Source organism: Streptomyces sp. NPDC059832 (assembly GCF_042731715.1).
Classification (GTDB): Bacteria; Actinomycetota; Actinomycetes; order Streptomycetales; family Streptomycetaceae; genus Streptomyces.
Map to the genome: position 1 here is coordinate 299,736 of NZ_JBHWIY010000007.1, position 25,283 is coordinate 325,018.

The window sequence follows — 25,283 nt, forward strand, 5'->3', positions numbered from 1 at the left end:
TCGACGTGACGGCGCGGGCGGCGGCGCTCAGCCGGGCCCGCCGCCCGTGCACCAGGCCACGGCCTCCGCGCGGGTGGCGAAGCACCGCAGCGCCGTCGGTCCGTCCTGCCGTCCGGGGCCGGGCAGGGCGAGCCGGTGCGCCGGGTCGGCGACGGCGGTGCGCACCCCGTCCGCCGCGATCCGGCCGAGCCCGCCGCGCAGCATCGCCCGAGCCACCCCGTCGACGCCGGTCACCTGTTCCAGGTCCAGCACGACCGGTTCCATCGCCCGGGGGCGCGACTCGTCCAGCGCGTACAGCACCCGCTCGGCGGCGGTGAAGTCGATGGCGCCCTGGGCGGCCACGACGGCGACCCGTTCGCGCGGGACACGGTCCTGCGGAGCGGCCCCGGCGGCGGGCAGCTCGTCGGCGGTGGCGACGAGTGTGACGGTGGTGCCGGCCAGCGCCGGATTGTGCATCAGATGCAGCCCGAGCCGCTCCGACAGCGCGCCGAGCGCGGCACGCCCGCGCACCGAGGTGCCGGTCGGGTCCAGCCGCGGGCTGTAGGTCGCCAGGCCGAACCGCGCGGGGCCTGCGGCGATCAGCCCGCCGGACACACCGCTCTTCGCGGGCAGCCCGACGCGCAGCAGCCAGTCGCCCGAGGCGTCGTACATGCCGCAGGTCGCCATCACCGCCAGCACCTGCGCGGTCACCGGCCCCGGGACCACCGCGTCACCGGTGAGCGGGTTCACGCCGCCGTGCGCGAGGGTGGCGGCCATCGCGGCCAGGTCCAGTGCGGTGACCCGCACCGCGCACTGCCTGAAATACGTCTCGACCGCCGCGACCGGGTCGACGGGCAGCGGGCCGGTGCTCCGGATCAGGTAGGCAAGGGCGCGGTTGCGGTCGCCGGTGGCGGCCTCGGAGGCGTACACCTGCTCGTCCACGTCCAGCCGCCGGCCGGCGAACCGGCTCAGGCAGTCGAGGATGCGGTCGAACCTCGGGGCGTCGGGGGTGTCCGGGATCAGCGCGGTGGTGATGATGGCCCCCGCGTTGACCATGGCGTTGTCGGGTCGCCCGGTGTCCGGTTCCAGGCTGATGGCGTTGTACGCCTCGCCGCTGGGCTCGGCATTGACCCAGCGGCCCACCTCGTCGAGCCCGAGGACGGACAGGGCGAGGGCGTAGACGAACGGTTTCGACACGGACTGCATGGTGAACGGGGCCTCGGCGTCACCCGCGCTGTAGCAATGGCCGTCCATGCTGATCAGCGCCAGCCCGAAGGCATCCGGGTCGGTCAGGGCCAACTGCGGGATGTAGTCGGCTGGCCGGCCGTCCCGCAGCCCGGTGAACCGTGTGTGCAGTTCCCGCAGGGCGTCGTTGACGGCGTCGGCGGCGGCACTCACCCGGCCCGGCCGTCAGCTGCGCTCGGCCTGGGCGATCCGGGGGAAGGTCTTGACGCCGGCCGCCTTCCGGCTGTTGGCGTGCTGGCTGACGGTCCGTCCGGGCGGGGCGTCCGGGAAGCCGAGCACCACGGAGTCGAGCACCTTCCCGGACGCGTCGACGAACTCCACCTTGACGGCGTAGAAGGCGGCCTTGTCCGTGGGGTTGGTGACGCGGACGAGAGCGCTGCGGAACTGCTCGGACTTCGCGACCGGCTGCCCGGTCACCGAGACGTCCTTGACCGCGTTGCCCCGACCCCGCACGCCCGCGAGCTGCTTCACCGCCCGCTGCCGGTTGCGCTCGGCAGCGGCGGAGACCGAGGCGGCGAATTCCCGCTGGGTACGGGGAGTGGGACTCGCGGAGGGGGTCTTGGCCGGTTCGGGGGAGACCGTACGGGTGCTCCTGGCCGTGCCCGACGAGGTGGTGTTGGAGCCGCCGCAGGCGGCGGTACCGGTGATGATCACCGCGGCCAGCACGGCCGGGGTCAGACTGCGGACTGCGCGGCCGCCGAGGGCATGCCGCAAGGGACTGGTCGGGTTCACGGACGCTCCGTCTGCTCGGAAGGGCCTAGGAAGAGGGAGGGACAGGGAAAGGCAGGAGGGATGGGGGGCATGAGGGAGGAGGGGACAAGTGCGGGAGAGCGCGGTCGCCGCTCTCCCCCGGCCGGTCAGGCCGCTTCGTCACCGAAGGCCTCGCACAGCCGCTCCTCGCTCCGCGCGTCCAGGTCGCTGTGGAGCAGTTCGGCACCGCCGTCGGGCAGCGCGTCGCCGATCCGGTCGGGCACCTCGTCCGTGGTCAGCGGGAACAGGGCCGAAGTGCCCGGTGTCACCTCTCCTCCCGGAGGGACTTGAGCGATGTCTCCATGCTCTCCGCGCCCTCGGCCGACCGGAACTTCCACACAGTGAGTGCGGACATCGCATGCACCTCCTGAGAACAACAATGAAGAACTCGCTCATATTAGGATCAAAAGGTATGAATTGACTCGTCGAATTCACCCGCTTCGCTCGGGAGCGGATACCGGCCGAGACCCTGGGAGAGAACGATGGATACGGACGCCCTGACCGCCGGCCTGTTGCAGGAACTGCGGGCGGTCAAGCCCTATCCGGCCCTGTCCCTGACCATGCCGACCCACCGCCGTGCTCCGGACAATGCCCAGGACGCCGTTCGGCTGCGCAACCTGGTGGCCGAGGCCGCCGGGCGGCTGGAAGCGGACCCCGAGGTCACCCGCGAGGCCCGGACCGCGCTCAAGGAGCAGCTGGACCGGGCGGTCACCGAGGTGGACCCCCGCCGGTCCCTGGACGCCCTGGTCCTCCTCGTCACCACCGGCGAGCACCAGATCTGGCAGCTTCCGCGCACCGCCCCCGAACGGGTGGTGCTCAGCGACACCTATCTGACCCGCAACCTGGTCGCCGCGAAGGCACAGGCCCAGCCGTTCTGGGCGCTCACCGTGTCGGCCGACCGGGCGGTCCTGTGGAGCGGCACGACGGACGCCCTGCGCGAGGAGCAGGCCGGCGGGTTCCCGCTGACGGCTCCGCAGGAGGCGCCCAACCCGCAGCGCGAGGAGCGGATCGGCGACACCCCGAGCACCTTCAGCGACGAGGAGACGCGCAATTTCCTGCGCACGGTCGACGAGAAGCTGCGCGCGGTGCTGGCCGCGGAGCCGCGGCCGCTCTATCTGATGGGCCTCGCCCCCGCGCTCGCTCTGCTGGACGAGGTCGGTGAGGGCGCCAAGTCGGCCGTCGGCCGGGTCACCAAGGGTGCGCCCGCCGACATGACACCGGGCGACCTGCTCAAGGAGCTGCGGCCGGCGCTCGACGAACGGCAGCAGCGGTTCGCGGCGGAGATCGACGGCAAGCTGGACGAGGCCCGCGGCCGTCGTGCCTTCGCCGGCGGTCTCGACGAGGTGTGGGCCGCCGTGCGGGAGGGCCGTGCCGGACTGGTCGCGGTGGAGGAGCACTTCCAGCAGACCGTACGGGTGACGGACGAGCACCTGGAGCCGGTGAGCGGCGAAGCCGCGGACCTCACGGACGGCGCGGTCCGTGAGGACATCGTGGACGAGCTCGTCGAGGCGGCCCTGGACAGCGGCGCCGACGTGGTCTTCCTCCCGGACGACTCGCTCGCGGAGCACGGACGGATCGCGGCGGCCCTGCGCTACTGAACCGACCGGCACGACGCCGCAACCCCTCCCACGGGCCCGCACGCCTCAGGCGTGCGGGCCCGTGGGGTCGCTGGGAGACTGAGGAGGGGCCCCGCCGGGCCCCGCGGCAGGTCCCAGGGAGAGAGGTGATCGCACCATGCCACGCGGATACGACGCCAAGCGGGAACGGCAGTACGAGCACATCAAGGAGAGCGCGCAGGAGCGCGGCGTCAGCGAGGAGCGGGCCGAGGAGATCGCGGCCCGTACGGTCAACAAGGCACGCGCCCGCGCCGGTGAGTCGAGGACCGCGAGCCGTACCTCCATCGAGGACATGTCGTCCCCGCGGCGCGGCGGTCTGCGCTCCCGCAGCGGAGCGGAAGGGCCCACCCGCGACCAGCTCTACGAAGAGGCGAGGAGGAAGAACATCCACGGGCGGTCGAACATGACGAAGGCCCAGCTGGCACGCGCGGTCGGCCGCTGAGCCCACGTCGTGGGAACCGGGGCGGTGTCAGCCGCTCCAGGTCCAGCCGGCCACCTCGGGCAGGTCCGTGCCGTGCTCACGGATCCAGGCGTGATGGCGGGTGCGGACATCCGCCATCGCCTGGCGTACCGCCACCGCGCGCACCCCGAGGCCGGGCACCCGGTCGATGACGTCCATGACCAGCCGGTAGCGGTCCAGGTCATTGCGGACCACCATGTCGAAGGGCGTCGTGGTGGTGCCCTCCTCCTTGTAGCCCCGCACATGCAGCTGCGCATGGCCCGCCCGCCGGTAGGCGAGCCGGTGGATCAGCCACGGATAGCCGTGGTAGGCGAAGATCACCGGGGTGTCCCTGGTGAATACCGCGTCGTACTCGGAGTCCGGCATTCCGTGCGGGTGCTCCTCGCGCGGCAGCAGCCGCGCCATGTCGACCACGTTCACCACCCGTACCGCCAGTTCCGGCAGGTGCCTGCGCAGCAGGTCGGCGGCGGCCAGTGTCTCCAGCGTGGGTACGTCACCGGCGCAGGCGAGCACCACGTCGGGTTCGCGGCTGCCGTCCTCCGTACCCGCCCACTCCCACACACCGGCGCCGCGGGCGCAGTGCGCGCGGGCCTGGTCCATGGTGAGCCAGTCGAAGGACGGCTGCTTGCCGGCCACGATCACATTGACGTAGTCACGGCTGCGCAGCGCATGGTCGGCGACGGAGAGCAGGGTGTTGGCGTCCGGCGGCAGATAGACCCGTACGACCTCGGGACTCTTGTTGAGGATATGGTCGACGAAACCGGGGTCCTGGTGGGAGAACCCGTTGTGGTCCTGGCGCCAGACGTGCGAGGTGAGCAGGTAGTTGAGCGAGGCGATGGGGCGGCGCCAGGCCAGCCGGCGGGATGTCCTGAGCCATTTGATGTGCTGGTTGACCATCGAGTCGACGATGTGGGCGAACGCCTCGTAGCAGGAGAAGAGACCGTGCCGCCCGGTGAGCAGATATCCCTCCAGCCAGCCCTGGCACAGATGCTCCGAGAGCACCTCCATGACGCGGCCGTCGCGGGAGAGGTGCTCGTCGGTGGGCAGCGTCCGTTCCTGCCACGCCTTGGCGGTGGCGCCGTAGAGGGCGTCGAGCCGGTTCGAGGCGGTTTCGTCGGGGCCCACGACACGGAAGTCGCGGCGCTCGGCGGTGGCGGCCATGACGGCCTCCAGCAGGCCGCCGAGCACCCGCGTCGGCTCGTGCAGCACGGTGCCGGGCTTGTCGACCTCGACGGCGTGGTCGTCCAGCGGCGGGATGGGCAGGTCGCGCAGGAGCAGACCGCCGTTGGCGTACGGGGTCGAGCCGAGCCGGGCATCGCCCTCGGGCACGCAGGCGAGCACCTGGGCGCTGGGCCGCCCCGACGCGTCGAAGAGCTCCTCGGGCCGGTAGGAGCGCATCCACGCCTCCAGCTGCCGCAGATGGTCCGGGTTGTCCCGGACCCCGGGCAGCGGGACCTGATGGGCGCGCCAGGTGCCCTCGACGGGCACCCCGTCGACCTCCACCGGGCCGGTCCAGCCCTTGGGGGTACGCAGCACGATCATCGGCCAGTGCGGGCGGCCGGTGTCGCCGCCGGTGCGGGCTGCGTCCTGGAGCTCCCGGATCCGGTCGACGGCCCGGTCCATCGCGGCGGCCATCGCCCGGTGGACATTGAGCGGGTCGTCACCGCCGACGTACAGGGGGTCGTGCCCGTAGCCGCGCAGCAGGGCGTCGAGCTCCGTCTCGGGGAGGCGGGCGAGCACGGTCGGGTTGGCGATCTTGTAGCCGTTGAGGTGGAGAACCGGGAGGACGGCTCCGTCGTGCACCGGGTCGAGGAACTTGTTGGAGTGCCAGGACGCCGCGAGCGGTCCGGTCTCGGCCTCGCCGTCGCCGATGACGCAGGTGACGATCAGGTCGGGGTGGTCGAGGGCGGCCCCGTAGGCGTGGGTGAGGGCGTAGCCGAGTTCGCCGCCCTCGTGGATGGAGCCGGGTGTCTCCGGTGCCACGTGGCTGGGCACCCCGCCGGGGAAGGAGAACTGCTTGAACAGCAGCCCCATGCCTTCGGCGTCGCGGCTGACATCGGGGTACGTCTGCGAGTAGCTGCCCTCCAGCCAGGAGTTGGCGAGGACGGCGGGTCCGCCGTGGCCGGGGCCCCAGACGCAGAGGCCCTGGACGCCGCGGGACCTGATGACCCGGTTGAGGTGGGTGTGGACCAGGTTCAGCCCGGGTGAGGTGCCCCAGTGGCCGAGCAGCCTCGGCTTGATGTCCTCCCGGGCGAGCGGCCGGGTCAGGAGCGGGTTGGCCATCAGATAGATCTGGCCGACGGCCAGGTAGTTGGCGGCCCGCCAGTGCGCGTCGAGTGCCGCGATCTCTTCGTCGGACGGGCCGGACGGGGCTGCCGGGCCGGGGGCGTTGCTCATGGATGTCTCCAGCCGAAGGGCTCTAGGACGTGGCACCGACGGGCTCGGGGCCGTACCAGACCGTGGTCGCGTTGCAGAATGCGCGGATGCCCTGACCGGCGAGCTCACGCCCGTAGCCGGAGCGCTTGACGCCGCCGAAGGGCAGCGCGGGATGGGACGCCGTCATGCCGTTGAAGAAGACACCGCCCGCCTCCAGATCGCGTACGCAGCGCCGCGCCTCGTCCGGGTCGCGGGTCCATACGTTGGAACTGAGGCCGAAGGGGCTGTCGTTGGCGAGCGCCACGGCTTCGTCCAGTCCGTCGACCCGGTAGAGCGAGGCGACGGGCCCGAAGGTCTCCTCACGGTGGATGCGCATGGCGGGGGTGATCCCGGTGAGGACGGTGGGGGCGTAGAACCAGCCGCGTTCCAGTTCCGGGGCCAGACCGTCGGGCCTGCCGCCTCCGCACAGGGCGCTCGCGCCCTGCCGCACCGCGTCGTCCACCAGCTCCTCCAGGTCGGTGCGGCCCTGTTCGCTGGCGAGCGGTCCGATGTCGGTGGACTCCTGCATGGGGTCGCCGACCGTCAGATCGTTCATGCCCACGGTGAACCGCTCGGCGAACTCCTCGTACACCTCCGTGTGCACGATGAACCGTTTGGCGGCGATGCAGGACTGCCCGTTGTTCTGCACCCGCGCGGTGACGGCGGTGCGGGCGGCCCTGGCGACGTCCGCCGACGGCATGACGAGATACGGGTCGCTGCCGCCCAGCTCCAGGACGGTGTGTTTCACCTCGTCGCCGGCGATCGATGCGACCGAGCGGCCGGCCGGTTCGCTGCCGGTGAGGGTGGCCGCGGCGACCCGGCGGTCCCGCAGGATCGACTCGACCGCCCCCGATCCCACCAGCAGGGTCTGGAAGCACCCCGCCGGGAATCCGGCCCGGCGGAACAGGCCCTCCAGATACATCGCCGTCTGCGGGACGTTGGAGGCGTGCTTGAGCAGGCCGACGTTGCCCGCCATGAGGGCCGGGGCGGCGAACCGTACGACCTGCCAGAGCGGGAAGTTCCACGGCATCACGGCGAGCACGGCGCCGAGCGGCCGGTAGTGGACATAGGCCCGGGAGGCGCCGGAGTCCCGCACATCGGCGGCGGACGGATGCTCGTCCGCGAGGAGTTCCTCCGCATGGGCCGCGTACCAGCGCATGGCCTTGGCGCATTTGGCGGCCTCCGCGCGGGCCGCCTTGACGGGTTTGCCCATTTCGGTGGTCATGGTGCGCGCGATGTCCTGCTGGTCCTCGTCGAGCAGCCCCGCGGCCTGGTGCAGCAGACGGGCCCGTTCGGCGAATCCGGTGGTCCGGTACTGCCTGAACGCGGCGTCGGCGGCGTCGAGCCGCTGCTCGATCCCCGCCTCGTCCAGCGCTTCGAACGTTCTGAGGGTTTCGCCGTTCGCGGGATTGACCGTCGCGATGGGCATGGCCGTGTCCTCCTAGCCTCGGTTCTTCGACCGTGCCGCGCCGTGCGCCGCGCCGCAACGCGGGCCCCGCCGGGCGGACACCGGCCGGCGCGGTCCGTGCGTGCCGTGTGCACGTCGTCCGCGCCGGGCGGGGTGGCGTTTCAGCGGGGGCGCAAGCCGGCGGTCCCGGTGGCCCGTCTCAGACGAGAGCGGGGTCGGCCACCTTCGCGGGCTCGGCGACGGGGGCGGCGACGGTGTCGGGCGGGCGGCGGAACTCGCGCACACCGGGCAGCGGCGGGAGCGGCGTCAGGTCGACGCTGTACGGCTCCTCGGCGTACCTGGTGAACCAGACGACCTTGCCCCCGGCCGTACGGCAGGTGCCCCAGCTGTCGCTCAGGGCCATGACTCGGCTCAGGCCACCGCCGCCGGTGCTGAGCAGCTTCGGCATCTCGGAGCCGTTGTCGGCGACGGAGACCGTGAGATGCCGCCCGGACCAGCGGAGTTCGACGACGCAGTTGTTGTCGTCACCGACATGCCGGTGGACATTGGTCAGCAGCTCCTCCACGCCCCGGCACACCGGCCGGACGTGGAGTTCGAGACTCCAGTGGCGGAGGTGCGCCGCGATTATTCGCCGCAGCTGGGACACACGCTCTGTCGAAACCTGGAGTTCGACCAGATAGTGCCGGTCGAGTGGAACGGTCATCGTCGAGGCTCCTCACATCGAGGCTCACTGGCTTCGCCCCGTTGGACGAACGACCCCCGAACACGAAGAGTGAGCAGATGTCACTTCTGGGTCACTCAACAGGGTGACCCGGCGGAACCGGTCCCGCAACACAGGGGACGACCGCCCAGGTCACAGCAGATACGGCAACAGCGTGTCCGGGGTGAGCGGGAGGCTGCGCAGTCTGATACCGGTGGCGTGCCGGACGGCGTTGCCGACGGCCGCCGCGGCGCCGACGATGCCGATCTCGCCGATGCCCTTGCTGCCCATCGGGTTGAGATGCGGATCCTCCTCGTCGATCCAGTGCGCCTCGATCTCCGGCACGTCGGCACAGACCGGCACATGGTAAGAGGCGAGATCACTCTCGGTGAAGTCCCCGAAGACAGGGTCCATGGTGCTGCCCTCGGTCAGGGCCATGCCGATTCCCATGGTCATACCCCCGATGAACTGTGAGCGTGCGGTACGGGGGTTGAGGATGTGCCCGGCGGCGAAGACACCGAGCATCCGGCGCACCCGCACTTCTCCGGTGCGGGAGTCGACGGCGACCTCGGCGAATTGCGCACCGAAAGCGTGGCGTGCGTACGGGGACTGCCCGGAGGTCTCCTGCCCGGTATTCGCGAAGGCCGTCAGTCCCTCGGCGGGAAGGGGGCCGGTGCGCTCGCGCAGCTGTCCCAGCAGGGCGGTGGACGCCTTGTGCACGGACCAGCCCCAGGAGGCCGTACCCGAGGAGCCGCCGGCCAGCGGGGCGTCGGGCAGTTCGCTGCTGCCGATGTCGATCCTGACGTTCTCCACCGGGGTGTCCAGTACGGAGGCCGCGATCTGCGCGAGCACGGTGCGGGCGCCGGTACCGATGTCGGTGGCGTTGACCTGGACGCGGTACGAGCCGTCGGGTGCCGCGTGCGCCGAGGCGCTGGAGCCGAAGAGGTACACGGGATACGTGGCGGACGCGACGCCCGTACCGACCAGCAGCGGACCCTCCTCGCGGACCGCGGGGCGCGGATCGCGGTCGTACCAGCCGAAGCGTGCGGCGCCCGACTCCAGACAGTCGGCGAGACCCCGGCTGCTGAACGGGCGGCCGGAGTCGGGTTCGTCGGCCGGATCATTGCGCAGGCGCAGTTCGACGGGGTCGATGCCGAGGGCCGCGGCGAGTTCGTCCATGGCGGATTCCAGCGCGTACATGCCCGGGGCCTCGCCCGGTGCGCGCATCCAGGAGGGGCTCGGCACATCCAGGGCGGTCACACGATGGGTGGTACGGCTGTGAGCCGACCCGTACATGATGCGGGACGGGACGGCCGCCTGCTCCACGAACTCCTTGATCGTGGAGGTCTGGGTGATGACCTCGTGGGAGACCGAGGTGAGGGTACCGTCGAGTTCGGCACCGAGCCGGAGGCGCTGCACGGTGGGCGGGCGGTGGCCGACCATGGCAGCCAACTGGCGCCGCGGCAGGGCGACCTTGACGGGGCGTCCGGTGTGGCGCGCGGCCATGGCCGCCAGGACGGCCTGCGGGCGTGTGGTGCCTTTGCAGCCGAAGCCGCCCCCGACGTGTTCGGAGACCACGGTGACCTGCTGCGGCCGGAGCCCGAAGGCGGCGGCAAGGCTCTCGCGGGCCGCGGTGGACCCCTGATTCGAGTCATGGACGTGCAGATGCCCGTCCTCCGTCCACTGCGCGGTGGAGGCGTGCGGCTCCATGGGGTGGTTGTGCAGGGCGCCGATGATGTAAGTGGCGTCGACCTGTACGGGTGCCATGGTGAAGGCCCGGTCGGCGTCGCCGCGTTCGCGGACGGCGGGGTACTCGCCGTTGACGGTCTCCGGCGTGTACAGGCCGGGGTGGTCCTCGGCCAGGAGGACATCGTGCTCGGTGGTTTCGTACGCGATCTGCAGCGCCTCGGCCCCGGCACGGGCGTGGTCGAGCGTGTCGGCCACCACGAGCGCGACGGGCCAGCCCCGGTGCGGGACCGCGTCGTTCTGGAGGACGGCGAGGATCGGGTCGTCGGGCTCCTTCAGCCGGGGCGCGTTGTCGTGGGTGAGTACGGCGTGCACACCCGGCAGGGCCAGTGCCTCGTCCGCGCGGATGGCGTCGACGCGGCCGCGGGCGATCGTGGCGGGGACGGGCCGGCCGTACAGACACCCCGGCGGGGTGTGCTCGGCGGCGTAGCGGGCGGTGCCCGTGACCTTGTCCCGGCCCTCACGGCGGACGACGGGGGTGCCCAGTGGTGGCGGGGCCTGGCTCATGACGGGGTCCTCACGGCAGGGGGTCGGCGTGGGTGCGGTTGCTCAGCTGTCGGCGGCGAGTTCGGCGAGTGCGTCGACGGCCAGATTGCGGGCGAGGCCCACCTTGAACGCGTTGTCGCGCAGCGGCCGGGCCGCGGTGAGTTCGGCGTCCACGGCCCGTGCGAAGGTCTCGTCGGTGGCCGGTGCGCCGCGGAGCACGTCCTCGGCGGCCCGTGCGCGCCAGGGCCGGTGGGCGAGTCCGCCGAAGGCCAGCGCGGCGTGTTCGATCCGGCCGTCCCGGACGCTCAGTACGGCGGCGACGGACGCGAGGGCGAAGGCGAAGGAGGCGCGGTCGCGGGCCTTGCGGTAGAGGGAGGCGGCGCCGCCGGGGCTCGGTGGCAGGGTCACTTCGGTGATGAGTTCACCCGGCCGGATCTCGGTGTCCCGGTCGGGGGTGTCGCCGGGCAGGCGGTGGAATCCGGTGGCGGGCACGGTCCGCGCGCCGTCCGGTCCGTGCAGGTGGACGGTGGCGTCGAGGGCGGACAGGGCGACGGCCATGTCGGACGGGTGGGTGGCGACGCACTGCGCGGAGTGGCCGAGTACGGCGAGATCGCGCTGGGCGCTGTCGCGGGCGGGGCAGCCGGTGCCGGGTTCCCGCTTGTTGCAGGGCTTGGAGGTGTCCTGGAAGTACGGGCAACGGGTGCGTTGCAGCAGGTTGCCGCCGGTCGTGGCGGTGTTGCGGAGCTGCCCGGAGGCGCCGGAGAGCAGCGCCTGCGACAGGACGGGGTACCGGGTGCGTACCGCGGGATGGGCGGCCAGGTCGCTGTTGCGCACGGTCGCGCCGATCCGCAGGCCGCCGTCCGCGGTGTCGGCCACGTGGTCCAGTGGCAGCCGACGGATGTCGATGAGCAGCTCGGGGGCTTCGACACCGAGCTTCATCAGGTCGACGAGGTTGGTGCCGCCGCCGAGGAACACGGCGCCGGGGCGGGCGGCGCTCTCCTGGACCGCTTCCTCCGTGGACCGGGCGCGGAGATAGGCGAAGGGCTTCATGGCGCCACGTCCTCGATCGCCTGGACGATACGGGGGTACGCGCCGCAGCGGCACAGGTTGCCGCTCATCCGCTCGCGGATCTCGTCGGCGCCGAGCCGTGCCGGGGCCGATACGGGTGCACTCCGGGGTGTGACATGGGACGGGAAGCCGTCCGCCGCCTCGCCGAGCATGCCGACAGCCGAGCAGATCTGGCCGGGGGTGCAGTAGCCGCATTGCAGGGCGTCGCGGTCCAGGAAGGCTTCCTGGAGGGGGTGGAGGAGGTCGCCTTCGGCGAGGCCCTCGACGGTGGTGATGGCGGCGCCGTCGTGGGCGACGGCGAGCAGCAGGCAGCTGTTGGCGCGCCGCCCGTCGACGATGACGGTGCACGCCCCGCACTGTCCGTGGTCGCAGCCCTTCTTCGCACCGGTGAGGTCGAGGTGCTCGCGCAGCGCGTCCAGGACGGTGGTGCGGTGATCGAGCGTGAGCGTCCGCTCGGTTCCGTTGATCTGCAGGGTCAGGGTGGAACGGTCACCGGTTGCTCCCGGCTGTTGCGCACCGTCGTCCCGCCCGTGAGAGGGGTCCACGCACTCGCACCTTTCAGGGGTGGCCTTTTGTCCGCTTTCTACCAGACGGGCGGTGGCTTCCCGCCCCATTGCTCCGCCGCCGGGCCGTGGCCCTCCGGGCTGTCGGCCCATCGGTCTACCGGCTCGCCAGACGCAGCCGTACCTCTTCCTCCTGGTCGCCGGAGACGGTCCCGACGACCTTTACGTCGAAGGCGTGCGCCAGGCTCTGGCGGAGCCGCTCCACCGCCCAGTAGCCGCCCTGCACATCGACGCTCACGGGCGCGCCGAGCGCGACCGGCCCCGAGACCACCCTCGCCTCGGTGACGTCGACGGTCACCACCCAAGCGGTGGGGCGCTTGCCCGCAAGATTCTGCGGTACGTCGACCGAGGCCCGGTCGGTGGTGAACGCGGCGCGCAGCACGTCGAAGACCATCCGCGCGTCGGCCTTCTCGCACCCGCTGATGACGACCGAGACCTCCTGGCCGTACCCGCTCTCCTCCGTCTGCTTCTCCTTGATGGTGTTCACCGCGGTTCCTTCCGCTCGGTGTTCCGCCGCGCGCCCCGCGCCCGGGACCGTTGGCCCCGGCGGCGGGCGTCGTGCCCCTGAGGCGATTCGAGGCTGTCTCCAGGCTCACCCCGTGACGGGGCGACGGCGACACGAGACCGTCGGCGCACGAGCCGATCGCGGCCCCTCGACGCGAAACACCTTTTTGTTCATATCCACTTAAAACATGAATTCATGTGAATTATCGACTGAGGTCTCCGCCTCGGGGTATCCGGCAAGCATGGACGTTTCGAGCGCAGACCTGAGTTCGCTGGCCCTCGTCCTTGCCGACGGCCGGGGCGCGACCGGGTCGGTGATGGGCATTGTCGGAGTGGTGCTGGTGGCCGTGCTGATCGGCGCGGTATGGCTGGGGAAGCGGCGCCGGGCCGAGGAGCTGCCACCGCCCAGACCCGACGAGCAGCCACCACGGCCGGACCACCGCAGCCACATCGAGGAACGCGATGTGCACGGCGACGACCACTTCCCGCCCGACGGCCGTGGCCTTTCGCCCTATGAGCTCGGCGACCACGGGAGCGAGACCATCCGTCGCGAGACCGACGAGCAGCGCGACTGACCCTCGCCCCTCCCCGGCAGCGGTCCTCGGGGCGGGACGTCGCGTGTTGCGGTGGCGGCCGCCCCCGGTGAGGCTGGTGAGGGCCCGACGGCCACGGGCGGACCCAGACCTCGGAACCGATGAAGGCAGTAGGACCATGACCGGAAGCCACTCGGGGAGGGCGCCGACACCGGCGCCGCTGACCGGATCCGCAGCGCCCTGCTGGGTCAACCTCATGACCCGCGATCTGGAATCGGCGCAGGAGTTCTACACCGCCGTGCTGGGGTGGACCTTCCGTCCGGGCAAGCTGGGGCAGGAGTTCTCGGTCGCACGCCGGGGCGACGTACCGGTCGCGGGCATCGGCGCGGTGGCGACCGCCTACCGGGTGGCCGTGGCCTGGACGCCTTATTTCGCCGTCGCCGACGCCGACGCGGCGGCCTCACGCATCCGTGAGCGCAGCGGCACGGTCGCCGTGGGGCCGATGGCGCTCGGCAAGGGGCGCGGGGCGCTGGCGGCGGACCGGGACGGTGCGGTGTTCGGCATCTGGGAGCGGACCGAGCCCGCGACCTCGCCGCGCGCGCCGGACGACCATTCGCACGCCTGGCTGCGCCTGCACACCAGGAACGCCTTCGACGCCGCGATCTTCTACGGAGAGGTGCTCGACTGGGCGAGCGGGCGCCCGGGGTGCTGCGAGGTGTCGTACGAGAAGGACGAGGTCATCATCGACTGCGACGGGCGCCGGCTCGCCCGGATCAGCTCCGGCGCGGTGGAGGCGGCGCCCGATCCGCTGGTCCGCCCGCACTGGCAGGTGCACTTCCCCGTCACCGATGTGGCGGCCACGGTCGCTGCGGCGAGGGAGTACGGCGGCAGCCTGGTCGAGCAGCGGCCGCTGGCGCGGGGCAGCGAGGCGACCCTGCTGGACCCGGACGGCGGCCTCTTCACGGTCACGGATGTCCGGGGGCTCGCGGCAGGCGATTCCGGCTGACCGTTCTGTTCCCCCCGCGCCGCGGTCATTTCTCGTGCCCGGACGAGGAGCGGGCCAGCGCCCAGGCCGGAAGGACGAACCAGCAGATCAGGAACCACAGCGCCATGCCGCCGACCAGCCACAGGACGACGGGGTCGTGCAGGGCCACCCGCAGGATGAGCAGCAGGGCGGAGCACATGGTGCAGAACAGCAGGACGAGCCCCAGCACGGTCATGCGTGAGGCCCAGGTGACCGTCTGCGGTTTGAGCCGCCGTCCGGTCAGCAGCCGGTGGTACGAGACGGGCCCGATCAGGGCGGCGGCGGTGGCCGATCCCAGCAGCACGGTGACCACGTAGATGGTGCGGTCGGTGTCCGAGAGCTCGGCGAAGCGGGGCTGGAAGACGACGGCGAGCAGGAAGCCGAACAGGATCTGGACGCCGGTCTGGGCCACGCGCAGTTCCTGGAGCAGATCGGTCCACCGCCGGTCCGCTCGCTCCTCGGGCGTCTCGTGGCGGCCGTCGTCGCTGCCCTGACTGCCGGGAAGACGTGCTGTCGAGGTCACCGGGAGCCTCCGTCCGAATACCCGGAGTACTTCGCGTTCCCCCCTCCCCCACCGTAGCCGGTCACCGGGGCCGGGGTGATGGCCGGATCGATCACCGGCTCTCGACGAGCAGTTCGACCTCACCTAGGATCTTAGGTACGGCATCGCGCGTCGGTCACCGGCCGGGTGAGGCGTGGAGGTGCCCGGAGATGCCTGTTGGAGGCATTCCACAGTGTCAGTCCAGTTGAATCACACCATCGTTCACGCCCGGGACAACCGGGAATCCGCCGAGTTCCTCGCGGACATACTGGGGCTGGAAGTCGGCGCGGAATGGGGCCCGTTCGTCGCGGTCGAAACCGCGAACGGGGTCACCTTGGACTTCGCGACCATTCCCGAGGCCTCGATCGTCATGCAGCACTACGCCTTCCTCGTCTCGGAAGCGGAGTTCGACACGGCGTACGCCCGGATCAAGGAGCTCGGGCTCACGTACTACGCGGATCCGCACCAGAAGCATCCGGGCGAGATCAACCACAATGACGGCGGCCGAGGTGTGTACTTCCTCGATCCCGCCGGTCATGCCATGGAGATCATCACGCGCCCGTACGGCGGCTTTCCCTCCTAGGGCGTGCCGGCAGGAGGGTTCGGCCGGAGCTCGTGCACGGGTCCCGGCCGGACCGCTCCGTGTGGGTTCAGGCGATCGGCAACAGCAGTTCGGGCCGGTCCCACATGACGGCGGGCGGGTTGGCCGCCAGGGTGCCGGTCCGCCGGGCACCGACGCTCCGGTAGAAACCCTCGGCGGGCGGGTGCGAGACGACGCGGACGCCGGTGAGGCCGGCGCGCTCCGCCTCGCCGCGCAGATGACCGACGAGGAGCCGCCCGATGCCGAGTCCCTGCGCATCGTCGGCGACGAACATCAGGTCGAGTTCCGGCGGCGCGAGAACGAGCGAGTAGAAGCCGAGCAGCCGCTCGGTGCCGGGCTCCACGGCCGCGAAGACCCGATGGGTCTCGATGTAGTCGGGACCCACCCGGTATCCGGCGACCATGGCGGCGTACTGCCCCTCGTAGGCGCGGGACGTCCTGACCAGCCGGGTGAGCCGCTTCGCGTCCCGGGCGGTCGCCCGCCTGATGCGCACGGTCTCCCGTCGCGCCCCGCCGTCCCGGCGCGTAATGCTCGATGTCATGAACGGAGTATTACGCATCCGGCGGCCGGACACCGACCCGCGGGCCCGTCGAGGGCTACGAGGGATCGCGCGTCGTGCGCCACTCGTCGACCACGGCGTCGATGTCGAACGGCTTGAGGTTCAGCGGCGGTCCCGGCGGCGGCCGCCTGATGGCCGCCCGGATCTTCTCGTTGACCTCTGCCAGCATGCGCCGCACCTCGGCCTCCGTCCGCGCCCCGGGCACGGCTTCGGCCACGTCCTCCGCCTGTTTGCGCAGGGCCAGCGCCGGCGGGAGCACCGACACCCCCTCGCGCTGCATCTTCTGCTTGATCCACCAGTTCTCGTCGTAGGGAGCCTCAAGACTTTCGAGCGGCTTGCCGAATCCCGGCAACTGCGAGAAGTCGCCGCGCTGCTCGGACTCCCGGATCTGCTTGTCGACCCATGATTCGAAGCTGACGCCCGCAGGCTTGCGCTCGGTCAACGTACGCCCCTCTCGGAGGATTCGAAATCCGGTCCTTTCACGATACCCAGGAGTCGAGGGGGAACCCGGCGCACCCCGGCACCCACGCCTCAACGCGCCTCGGCACAGGGCCATTTCGGGAGCCGGGTCGTCCGCGTCAGTGCGCGTGCGCGGCGGGAGCCCCGGTGCCGCTCCCCCGGTGCCCGTCGCCGTCGTCGCCCGGCTCGGCCACCCGGACGGTGAACGCCGCCGTGCGCACCTTGCCCTCGTGCTTGAAGTCCAGGAAGAGCCGGTACGTTCCCACGCTGGGCGCCGTCGCCGTGAAGGACACCGCCGGACCGGGACCCCCTTCGTTCGGGTGGACATGCAGATAGGCCAGGTCGCCCGAGCGCAGGGCGACCAGATGCCCGTACGCGCCGAGGTAGGGCTGGAGATCGGTGACGGGACGACCGTTCCTGCTGATGGCGAGTTCGAGTTCGCCGGCCCGGCCGGCGCGGAGTTCGCCGCCGAGTGCGACTCGGTAGCCGTCGACCTCGGCGGTGGCGCTCGGGGCCGGGAGAGGGGCGGGGCGGTAGGCACCCGAGACGGCCAGATCCGCTCCCAGCGTGAGGTTCTCGGCACCCGCGGCCGCCGGGGTGAAGTCGGCGAACACCCGGTAGCCACCGGCTTCGGGGAGGTCGACCGGCGTCGACCAGGTGCCGTCGGCCGCACGGACGGGGTGCAGATGCCGGTACTGGGTGAGGTCGGTGGAGGCGAGGATGAAGTGCAACTCCTTGCCGTGCTCACGCCGATAGGCGGTGACCTTGCGCCCGCTGTCGTCCTTGACGGCGAACCGGATCCCGGTACGGACCCCGGCCCGGACCGTCGGTGTCTCAAGGGCCAGCGTGTAGCCGCCGTCGGAGATCCGCAGCCCGCCGGCCGCATGGTCCGCCGCCGCCTTCGCCCCACCCCCCTCTCCCCCGCCGTGGCCGCCGTGCTGCCCGGCGGGGCGGTCCTCGGCGGTCATCATCGGGTCGACGCCCCTGCCCACTCCGTACGCGGTCCCGAAGGTCGCGGCGAGCGCGGCGGCGAAGGCGGTGATCCTCAGTGCGTTGTTCATGACGGTTTCCTCCATCGGGTCGACCGGGAGGCAGCGCTTCCCGATGCACCACAACATACCCCCTGGGGGTATCAAGTCAACCCTCGGGCGCACCGTCGCTTCCCGGGTGCGCGGAGGAGGTGTGGCCACTTCCGTCAGGGGGGCCGGCCGGGTCACGGCCCGCGGTTCAGGCGGGCACCACCAGTCCGCCGCGCAGCCGCTCCATCGCCGCTCCAGGAATGCGCAGGCCGTCGCGCACATACCCGTCGAGCCCACCCCACCTCTCGTCCATGGCGTCGAGTGCCGTGTCGAGATAGCGGGGGCGGACCTCGGTGATGGCGGACGCGATCTCGGGGTCGCCGCCCGCGTCGAGGAAGTCCTGCACATAGGGCGCGAAGGCGACCCGTACCACCGGGTTCACCGCGAGGAACTCGGCGCGCACGGCATCGCGTGACGCACCGACCATCATCAGGAGGAGGGCGGTGGCCCAGCCGGTACGGTCCTTGCCGGCCGTGCAGTGGAAGAGCACCGGCCGGGCGCGGTCGTCGGCGACCGTCTCGACAAAGGCCCGGTAGGCGGCGGACGCGCCCGGCGAGAGCACCATCTGCCGGTAGGTGTCCGCGAACAGCCCCTCCGCCTTCCCGCCCCCCAGCGTCCGCTCCGCCTCGACGGGGTCGGTGAGCAGCGCGCGCAACCGGGCGGGCGCCACACCCGGATTGTCCCCGAGCACATCGGCGACGAACAGCCGCGCCCCGGGAGGCAGCCGGTCGGGTGCGGCGGCACGCTCGTCGGCGGTCCGCAGATCGACGACGGTGCGGATGCCGAGCGCGGCCACCTGCGAATCCTGCGCCGCGTCGAGCCCGCTGAGCTGTCCGGACCGCAGCACGACACCCGCCCGGACCCGGTGGTCCGGGCCCAGGGCGATGCCGCCCAGGTCGCGCAGGTTGAGGACGGTGGATGACGGGACGGCCCTGGCTGTCTGCACGATGAACTTCCCCTTTTCCCGACGCGTATCCGAATTAATTCGGCCTGGCCGGATCAAACGTCGCACGCAGCCGGGAAATCGACAAAGTAAAACGCCGGACGGTATCGATCGGGGGCACGTCCGGAGATAAAGGAAATGTGAAATCGAAGCCGCCCTCACCCAGGTCAGGGGCGCATCACACCAATAGCGGCGTGTTCTCCGAAACCCCGCCCGAAGGGCAACGCCGGTCGATGCTCGGAACGGTACGCCGACCCTCGAATTCCCGGCGCCGCGATTCCGTTCGGGACACGGGGCGGGCCGGATCGCGGAATCTTCGCCGTCAGAGGACGGCGACAGCGACCACGGCCCGCCTCGACGCTCTTCCCGGGCGCATCGGAGGAATCACCCGAGCGCCGGGCCCGGTCGTCTACGCGACGCTGGGTGAAGGATCAAGTGCGCTCGGAGAGGGCAAGGTCACAAGCGGAACCCATGCTGCCCTCCAGCGCCCTGACCTAGCATCTGGGCATGACGGTCCTGCCTGCCGACGGGCTTTCGTTGGCCGCCGAATTCCCCGCTCCCGCCCATGAGCACTGGCAACGCCTCGTCGAAGGCGTGCTGCGCAAGTCGGGCAAGGACGCCGCGGGTTCGGCCGCCGAGGAAGCACTGTCCACCACAGTGGAGGACGGGCTCATCACCCGCCCCCTCTACACCTCGCGCGACAGCGCGCCCGATGCCGGATATCCGGGCTTCGCCCCCTTCACCCGCGGCAGCAAGGCCGAGGGCAACGCGGCGGGCGGCTGGGACGTACGGCAGCGGCACACGCTGCCGGATCCCGCGCGCCTCAACGAGGCGGTGCTCGCCGATCTGGAGAACGGTGTCACCTCGCTGTGGCTGACCGTGGGCGGTGCCGCGGGTGTTCCGGTGTCGGCGCTGGCGGCGGCTCTGGACGGTGTCTACCTCGATCTGGCCCCCGTGGTGCTCGATGCCGGCGACGAGACCGACGCCGCGGCGACGGAGCTGCTGCGGATCTGCGCGGAGCGGGGCGTCGACGCGCGGAGTGTGCGCGGCAACCTGGGCGCCGACCCGTTCGGGCAGGCCGCCCGCAGCGGCGCCGAACCCGATCTGTCGGCCGCGGTCCACTGGGCACAGCGGTGCGCACAGGAGTTTCCCGGACTGCGGGCGCTGAGCGTCGACGCGCTGCCGTACCACGAGGCCGGCGGTTCGGCGGCCGAGGAGCTGGGTGCTTCGCTGGCGACCGGTGTCGCCTGTCTGCGGGCGCTGACGGACGCCGGGCTGTCGGTCGAGGACGCCTGCGGGCAGCTGGAGTTCCGGTTCGCGGCGACCGCCGACCAGTTCCTGACCATCGCCAAGCTGCGGGCCGCGCGACGCCTGTGGTCCCGGGTGGCCGAGGTGTGCGGGGCGGCCGGAGCCGGTGCCCAGCGCCAGCACGCGGTGACGTCGTCGGTGATGATGACGCGGCGCGATCCCTGGGTGAACATGCTGCGCACGACGCTGGCGTGTCTGGGTGCGGGTGTCGGCGGCGCCGAATCCGTCACCGTGCTGCCCTTCGATCACGCCCTGGGCCTGCCGGACGCGTTCGCCCGGCGCATCGCCCGTAACACGTCGACGATCCTGCTGGAGGAGTCGCACCTGGCCCGGGTGATCGACCCGGCGGGCGGCTCCTGGTACGTGGAGCGGCTCACCGACGAACTCGCGGACGCCGCATGGTCGTTCTTCCAGGAGATCGAACGGTCCGGTGGCCAGGCCGCCGCCCTTCGCTCCGGGATGATCGGCGAGCGTCTCGCGGCCACCTGGGCGGCGCGCAGCAAGGACCTGGCGCGCCGCAAGGAGCCGATCACCGGGGTCAGCGAGTTCCCGCAGCTGGCGGAACGCCCGGTGGAGCGCGAGCCGGCCCCCGCCGTACCGGCCGAGACATCGGGCGGTCTGCCCAGGGTCCGCCGTGACGAGGCGTTCGAGGCGCTGCGCGCCCGGTCGGACGCCCACCTCGCGGCGACCGGGCAGCGGCCCAAGGTGTTCCTCGCCGCGCTCGGCCCCGCCGCGGCACACACCGCGCGGGCGTCGTTCGCCGCCAACCTCTTCCAGGCCGGCGGCATCGAACCGGTCCACGACCCGGTCTCGGTCGACGCGACCACGGCCGCCGACGCGTTCAGGGCCAGCGGGGCCACCGTGGCCTGCCTCTGCTCCAGCGACGCGCTCTACACCGAGCAGGCCGCGGCGGTCGCCGAGGCGCTGGGTTCGGCGGGTGCGCTGCGGGTGTTCCTCGCCGGCCGCCCCGGAGATTGCACCGGCGTCGACGAGTACGTCTTCGCGGGCTCCGATGTGGTGGCCGTGCTCTCCTCCCTCCTCGACCATATGGATGTGGCGTAATGCGTATCCCTGACTTCTCCGGCATCGAGCTCGGTCCGGGCGCCGCCGCCGAGGTGTCCGAGGAGCGGTGGCGCACCTCGGTGAAGGAGTCCTCCGGCAGTTCCGACGGCGACCTGTCGTGGGAGACCCCGGAAGGCATCGCGGTCAAGCCGCTGTACACCGGGCACGACCTCGAAGGGCTCGACTTCCTCGGTACGTATCCGGGCATCGCCCCGTATCTGCGGGGCCCGTACCCGACGATGTACGTCAACCAGCCCTGGACGATCCGGCAGTACGCCGGGTTCTCCACCGCCGAGGAGTCCAACGCCTTCTACCGCCGCAACCTCGCGGCCGGGCAGAAGGGCCTGTCCGTCGCCTTCGACCTGCCGACCCACCGCGGCTACGACAGCGACCACCCTCGGGTGACCGGCGATGTCGGCATGGCGGGCGTGGCGATCGACTCGATCTACGACATGCGGCAGCTCTTCGACGGCATCCCGCTGGACCGGATGTCGGTGTCGATGACGATGAACGGCGCGGTGCTCCCCGTACTGGCGCTATACATCGTGGCCGCGGAGGAGCAGGGAGTCGGGCCCGAGAAACTGGCCGGGACCATTCAGAACGACATTCTGAAAGAGTTCATGGTCCGCAACACCTACATCTATCCGCCGAAGCCCTCGATGCGGATCATCTCCGACATCTTCGCGTACACCTCGCAGAAGATGCCGCGCTACAACTCGATCTCCATCTCCGGCTATCACATCCAGGAGGCGGGTGCGACGGCCGATCTGGAGCTGGCGTACACCCTCGCGGACGGGGTGGAATATCTGCGGGCCGGACGGGACGCCGGTCTCGACGTGGACGCGTTCGCGCCCCGGCTGTCGTTCTTCTGGGCGATCGGCATGAACTTCTTCATGGAGATCGCGAAACTGCGGGCGGCCCGGCTGCTCTGGGCCAAGCTGGTCAAGGAGTTCGAGCCGAAGAACGCCAAGTCGCTGTCGCTGCGCACCCATTCACAGACGTCGGGGTGGTCGCTGACCGCGCAGGACGTGTTCAACAACGTCACCCGGACCTGTGTGGAGGCGATGGCCGCCACCCAGGGGCACACCCAGTCGCTGCACACCAACGCGCTCGACGAGGCGCTCGCCCTGCCGACGGACTTCTCCGCCCGGATCGCCCGGAACACCCAGCTGCTGCTCCAGCAGGAGTCGGGCACCGGCCGGGTGATCGACCCGTGGGGCGGCAGCGCGTACGTGGAGAAGCTGACGTACGACCTGGCGCGCCGGGCCTGGCAGCACATCGAGGAGGTCGAGGCGGCGGGCGGCATGGCGCAGGCCATCGACGCGGGCATCCCCAAGCTCCGGGTGGAGGAGGCCGCGGCCCGCACCCAGGCGCGGATCGACTCCGGGCGCCAGCCGGTGATCGGGGTGAACAAGTACCGGGTGGAGACCGATGAGCAGATCGATGTGCTCAAGGTCGACAACTCGTCGGTGCGCACCCAGCAGATCGAGAAGCTGCGCCGGCTGCGCGAGGAGCGCGACGAGTCGGCCTGCCGGGCCGCGCTGGACGCGCTCACGGCCGCGGCCGAGCGGGATCCCGGCCCCGGCCTCGAAGGCAATCTGCTGGCCCTCGCCGTCGACGCGGCACGCGCGATGGCGACCGTGGGCGAGATCTCGGACGCACTGGAGAAGGTGTACGGGAGGCATGCGGGCCAGATCCGTACGATCTCCGGTGTGTATCGCAACGAGGCAGGTGAATCCCCTTCCGTGGACCGGACCCGGGCGTTGGTGGACAGGTTCGAGGAGGCCGAGGGGCGCCGTCCGCGCATCCTGGTCGCCAAGATGGGACAGGACGGCCACGATCGCGGCCAGAAGGTGATCTCGACGGCCTTCGCCGACCTGGGCTTCGACGTCGATGTCGGCCCGCTGTTCCAGACGCCGGCCGAGGTGGCACGGCAGGCGGTCGAGGCGGACGTGCACATCGTGGGCGTCTCCTCGCTGGCCGCCGGGCACCTCACACTGGTGCCGGCGCTCCGCGAGGAGCTGGCTGCCGAGGGGCGCGAGGACATCATGATCGTGGTGGGCGGGGTGATTCCGCCGCAGGACGTCAAGGCGCTCCACGAGGCGGGCGCGACGGCCGTGTTCCCGCCCGGCACGGTCATTCCGGATGCCGCGTACGACCTGGTGGCGCGGCTCGGTGCCGCGCTCGGCCACGAGCTGTGAGCCGCTGACCCGATGGCTCCGAAGATCGATATCGACAGCTATGTGAAGGGGGTGCTCGACGGGAAGCGGGCGCAGATCGCGCGCGCCATCACTCTCGTCGAGTCCACCCGGCCCGATCACCGGTCGCTGGCCCAGCAGTTGCTGCGCGAGCTGCTGCCGCACTCCGGCTCCGCGCGGCGGATCGGCATCAGCGGCGTGCCGGGGGTCGGGAAGTCCACCTTCATCGACGCCCTCGGCACGATGCTCACCGGGCTCGGGCACCGGGTCGCGGTGCTGGCCGTCGATCCGTCCTCCAGCCGTACCGGCGGCTCCATCCTGGGCGACAAGACCAGGATGGAGCGGCTCGCGGTGGACCCGGCGGCGTTCGTACGTCCGTCCCCGACCGCCGGGACGCTCGGCGGGGTGGCCAAGGCGACCCGGGAGTCCATCGTGGTGATGGAGGCCGCGGGGTACGACGTGGTGCTGGTGGAGACGGTGGGCGTCGGACAGTCGGAGACGGCGGTGGCCAACATGGTCGACACGTTTCTGCTGCTGACGCTGGCCCGGACCGGCGATCAGCTCCAGGGGATCAAGAAGGGGGTGCTGGAGCTGGCGGACGCGATCACGGTCAACAAGGCGGACGGCCCGCACGAGCGCGACGCCCGCGCGGCCGCCCGTGAACTGGCGGGCGCGCTGCGGCTGATGCACCCGGTGGACGCGGCGTGGACCCCGCCGGTCCTTACCTGCAGCGCCCGTGAGTCGGCCGGTCTCGACACGCTGTGGGAGCGGCTGGAGCAGCACCGCGCGCTGCTGGAGTCGACCGGCCGGCTCGCCGCGAAGCGGCGTGACCAGCAGGTCGACTGGACGTGGACGATGGTGCGGGACGAGTTGCTGGAGAGTCTGCGCGGTCATCCGGAGGTGCGCGCGCTCGCTCCGGGGCTGGAACAGCGGGTGCGGGAAGGCGAGTTGACGGCCACGCTGGCGGCCGAACGGATCCTGGCCGCGTTCCGGGGCACGGCCTGATCCGGAAGAAGGCCGGTGGCCGGGGTCTCACCCCGGCCACCGGGCGGCGGACTCCTACAGATCGAGCTGGTACTGGACCGACTTGTGTGTCGGCTCGTAGCCCAGCGCGTCGTTGATGCTCCGCATGTGCGTATTGCTGTCGGCGGTGTCCGTCAACAGCCCTTCCAGGCCCGGGTGGCTTTCGCGGGCCTGGAGGATGGACCGCGTCTTCATCCACCGGCCGAGGCCGTGCCCCCGGTGCTCGGGAAGGACTCCGGTGCCGTAGTGCTGGCCGTCGCCCGTCCCGTCGCCCGGGACGACCAGTTCCGTGAAGCCCACGATCGTGGCGTCGGACTCGTCGACCGCCGCGACCGTGTGGAGCAGGTCGCCGCGAGCGGCGATGGCCGCCGCCGCGGACCGGAGCCGGTCCACGTCCCAGACGACCGTGCCGAAGTCGGTGTCGTCCATGGGCATGTCGTCCATGGCCCGGCGGGACGCGGCGAACGTCGGCGCGAGGTCGTCCGGGACGGTGCCGTCCCAGGAGATGAGCCGGTAGCCCGGATGCGGCTGCCCGACGGTCCGGCGCAGGTCCTCGGTGTCGGACTTCGCCAGCGGAAGCCGGACGTACGTCAGGGTCAGCACCTTGCGCAGCCCCTTGGTCCGCAGGAAACGATCCCCCGGGGTCCCTGCCCGGACCTGCGCGATGACGCTGCGCCGGCCCTCCTCGCGGGCGGCGGCGACCGCCGTGTCGAACAGCCGCGAGCCGATGCCCTTGCGGCGCTCCGCCGGGTGGACGTGGAGCTCCAGTTCCGCGAGGTGGTCCTGGCCCCCGCGGGTGAAGACGCGCAGGAACGCCGACCCGACGGGGCTGCCCTCGGGGTCGGAGGCGAGCCAGACCAGACGATGGCTGCCACTGGCCCCATCGGGGTCGGACAGTGCGGTGATGCGTAGTGACAAGGTGACTCCTCCGCGCCCGGGGCGCCGGTCGGGATGGGTGAGCGGGCGGGTGGCCCGGAGAACCACATCACTCCGCGAACGCCGCGGCAACCGGA

24 protein-coding genes are annotated in these 25,283 nt (G+C 71.5%); 8 read left to right on the top strand and 16 right to left on the bottom strand.

The genetic code is table 11. From position 1 onward, the window contains the following. Positions 1-27: 27 nt before the first annotated feature. From glsA to ACFV8T_RS15615, 3 genes are all read right to left on the bottom strand, one after another. On the bottom strand, positions 28-1,377 hold the full coding sequence (glsA, locus tag ACFV8T_RS15605; RefSeq protein WP_385327769.1) for a glutaminase A: 1,350 nt from the start codon (positions 1,375-1,377) through the stop codon (positions 28-30). A 12-nt stretch (positions 1,378-1,389) separates the two neighbouring features. Then, on the bottom strand, positions 1,390-1,956 hold the full coding sequence (locus ACFV8T_RS15610) for a hypothetical protein (RefSeq protein ID WP_385327771.1): 567 nt from the start codon (positions 1,954-1,956) through the stop codon (positions 1,390-1,392). Between the two features lie 125 nt (positions 1,957-2,081). After that, on the bottom strand, positions 2,082-2,243 hold the full coding sequence (locus ACFV8T_RS15615; protein ID WP_385327773.1) for a DUF1269 domain-containing protein: 162 nt from the start codon (positions 2,241-2,243) through the stop codon (positions 2,082-2,084). Positions 2,244-2,456: 213 nt separating this feature from the next. Between ACFV8T_RS15615 and ACFV8T_RS15620 the strand changes: the two genes are divergently transcribed. Both ACFV8T_RS15620 and ACFV8T_RS15625 read left to right on the top strand, forming a co-directional pair. Beyond that, positions 2,457-3,572 carry a chemotaxis protein gene (locus tag ACFV8T_RS15620; RefSeq protein ID WP_385327775.1) on the top strand — a complete coding sequence of 372 codons (1,116 nt, stop codon included), beginning with the start codon at positions 2,457-2,459 and terminating at the stop codon, positions 3,570-3,572. Between the two features lie 136 nt (positions 3,573-3,708). Next, positions 3,709-4,032, top strand: coding sequence for a plasmid stabilization protein (locus tag ACFV8T_RS15625; RefSeq protein WP_385327777.1), 324 nt, complete (start codon positions 3,709-3,711; stop codon positions 4,030-4,032). Between the two features lie 27 nt (positions 4,033-4,059). On the opposite strand, the gene ACFV8T_RS15630 is transcribed toward ACFV8T_RS15625, so the two are convergent. The 7 genes from ACFV8T_RS15630 to ACFV8T_RS15660 form a co-directional block, all read right to left on the bottom strand. Then, positions 4,060-6,447, bottom strand: a complete 2,388-nt coding sequence (locus tag ACFV8T_RS15630) for a phosphoketolase (RefSeq protein ID WP_385327779.1) — start codon at positions 6,445-6,447, stop codon at positions 4,060-4,062. Positions 6,448-6,469: 22 nt separating this feature from the next. Further along, positions 6,470-7,894, bottom strand: a complete 1,425-nt coding sequence (locus tag ACFV8T_RS15635) for an NADP-dependent succinic semialdehyde dehydrogenase (protein ID WP_385327780.1) — start codon at positions 7,892-7,894, stop codon at positions 6,470-6,472. Between the two features lie 178 nt (positions 7,895-8,072). Then, positions 8,073-8,576, bottom strand: coding sequence for an ATP-binding protein (locus ACFV8T_RS15640; RefSeq protein ID WP_385327782.1), 504 nt, complete (start codon positions 8,574-8,576; stop codon positions 8,073-8,075). A gap of 150 nt (positions 8,577-8,726) precedes the next feature. Next, a complete protein-coding gene (locus ACFV8T_RS15645) occupies positions 8,727-10,826 on the bottom strand; it encodes a xanthine dehydrogenase family protein molybdopterin-binding subunit (protein WP_385327784.1) in 2,100 nt (699 codons plus the stop codon). A 42-nt stretch (positions 10,827-10,868) separates the two neighbouring features. Continuing rightward, entirely contained in the window at positions 10,869-11,855 is a 987-nt protein-coding gene (locus ACFV8T_RS15650) for an FAD binding domain-containing protein (RefSeq protein ID WP_385327786.1), read from the bottom strand. Next, positions 11,852-12,418: a 2Fe-2S iron-sulfur cluster-binding protein gene (locus ACFV8T_RS15655; RefSeq protein ID WP_385327788.1), complete on the bottom strand. Its 567-nt coding sequence runs from the start codon at positions 12,416-12,418 to the stop codon at positions 11,852-11,854. Before ACFV8T_RS15655 ends, ACFV8T_RS15650 begins: the two co-directional genes overlap by 4 nt. 115 nt (positions 12,419-12,533) lie before the next feature. Next, positions 12,534-12,923 (bottom strand): hypothetical protein, encoded by a 390-nt coding sequence (locus ACFV8T_RS15660; RefSeq protein WP_385327790.1) that lies wholly within the window; start codon positions 12,921-12,923, stop codon positions 12,534-12,536. A gap of 259 nt (positions 12,924-13,182) precedes the next feature. Between ACFV8T_RS15660 and ACFV8T_RS15665 the strand changes: the two genes are divergently transcribed. Both ACFV8T_RS15665 and ACFV8T_RS15670 read left to right on the top strand, forming a co-directional pair. Then, the gene (locus tag ACFV8T_RS15665) at positions 13,183-13,515 is read left to right on the top strand and encodes a DUF6479 family protein (RefSeq protein ID WP_266423879.1); all 333 of its coding nucleotides are present in this window, start codon (positions 13,183-13,185) and stop codon (positions 13,513-13,515) included. Between the two features lie 136 nt (positions 13,516-13,651). After that, positions 13,652-14,479, top strand: a complete 828-nt coding sequence (locus ACFV8T_RS15670; RefSeq protein ID WP_385327792.1) for a VOC family protein — start codon at positions 13,652-13,654, stop codon at positions 14,477-14,479. A 25-nt stretch (positions 14,480-14,504) separates the two neighbouring features. On the opposite strand, the gene ACFV8T_RS15675 is transcribed toward ACFV8T_RS15670, so the two are convergent. Continuing rightward, a complete protein-coding gene (locus tag ACFV8T_RS15675) occupies positions 14,505-15,020 on the bottom strand; it encodes a DUF6328 family protein (protein WP_385327794.1) in 516 nt (171 codons plus the stop codon). Positions 15,021-15,231: 211 nt separating this feature from the next. Here ACFV8T_RS15675 and ACFV8T_RS15680 point away from each other — a divergent pair, with 211 nt between their 5' ends. After that, the gene (locus tag ACFV8T_RS15680; RefSeq protein WP_385327796.1) at positions 15,232-15,621 is read left to right on the top strand and encodes a VOC family protein; all 390 of its coding nucleotides are present in this window, start codon (positions 15,232-15,234) and stop codon (positions 15,619-15,621) included. Between the two features lie 67 nt (positions 15,622-15,688). On the opposite strand, the gene ACFV8T_RS15685 is transcribed toward ACFV8T_RS15680, so the two are convergent. The 4 genes from ACFV8T_RS15685 to ACFV8T_RS15700 all read right to left on the bottom strand — a co-directional run bounded on the left by ACFV8T_RS15685 (position 15,689) and on the right by ACFV8T_RS15700 (position 18,682). Next, positions 15,689-16,180, bottom strand: coding sequence for a GNAT family N-acetyltransferase (locus tag ACFV8T_RS15685; protein WP_385327797.1), 492 nt, complete (start codon positions 16,178-16,180; stop codon positions 15,689-15,691). 55 nt (positions 16,181-16,235) lie between these two features. Further along, entirely contained in the window at positions 16,236-16,640 is a 405-nt protein-coding gene (locus ACFV8T_RS15690; RefSeq protein ID WP_385327799.1) for a DUF1992 domain-containing protein, read from the bottom strand. Between the two features lie 136 nt (positions 16,641-16,776). Next, positions 16,777-17,718 (bottom strand): hypothetical protein, encoded by a 942-nt coding sequence (locus ACFV8T_RS15695; protein ID WP_385327800.1) that lies wholly within the window; start codon positions 17,716-17,718, stop codon positions 16,777-16,779. Between the two features lie 166 nt (positions 17,719-17,884). Next, positions 17,885-18,682, bottom strand: a complete 798-nt coding sequence (locus tag ACFV8T_RS15700; RefSeq protein WP_385327802.1) for a tyrosine-protein phosphatase — start codon at positions 18,680-18,682, stop codon at positions 17,885-17,887. Positions 18,683-19,186: 504 nt separating this feature from the next. Here ACFV8T_RS15700 and mutA point away from each other — a divergent pair. The 3 genes from mutA to meaB are packed head-to-tail and all read left to right on the top strand — an operon-like array spanning position 19,187 to position 24,252. Beyond that, a complete protein-coding gene (gene mutA / locus ACFV8T_RS15705) occupies positions 19,187-21,049 on the top strand; it encodes a methylmalonyl-CoA mutase small subunit (RefSeq protein WP_385327803.1) in 1,863 nt (620 codons plus the stop codon). Beyond that, positions 21,049-23,250: a methylmalonyl-CoA mutase gene (scpA, locus tag ACFV8T_RS15710; RefSeq protein ID WP_385327804.1), complete on the top strand. Its 2,202-nt coding sequence runs from the start codon at positions 21,049-21,051 to the stop codon at positions 23,248-23,250. Before mutA ends, scpA begins: the two co-directional genes overlap by 1 nt. A gap of 12 nt (positions 23,251-23,262) precedes the next feature. Further along, positions 23,263-24,252 (top strand): methylmalonyl Co-A mutase-associated GTPase MeaB, encoded by a 990-nt coding sequence (gene meaB / locus ACFV8T_RS15715; protein WP_385327806.1) that lies wholly within the window; start codon positions 23,263-23,265, stop codon positions 24,250-24,252. Positions 24,253-24,306: 54 nt separating this feature from the next. Here the strand turns inward: meaB and ACFV8T_RS15720 are convergent, their stop codons facing one another. After that, positions 24,307-25,188, bottom strand: a complete 882-nt coding sequence (locus ACFV8T_RS15720) for a GNAT family N-acetyltransferase (RefSeq protein ID WP_385327808.1) — start codon at positions 25,186-25,188, stop codon at positions 24,307-24,309. Between the last annotated feature and the right edge of the window lie 95 nt (positions 25,189-25,283).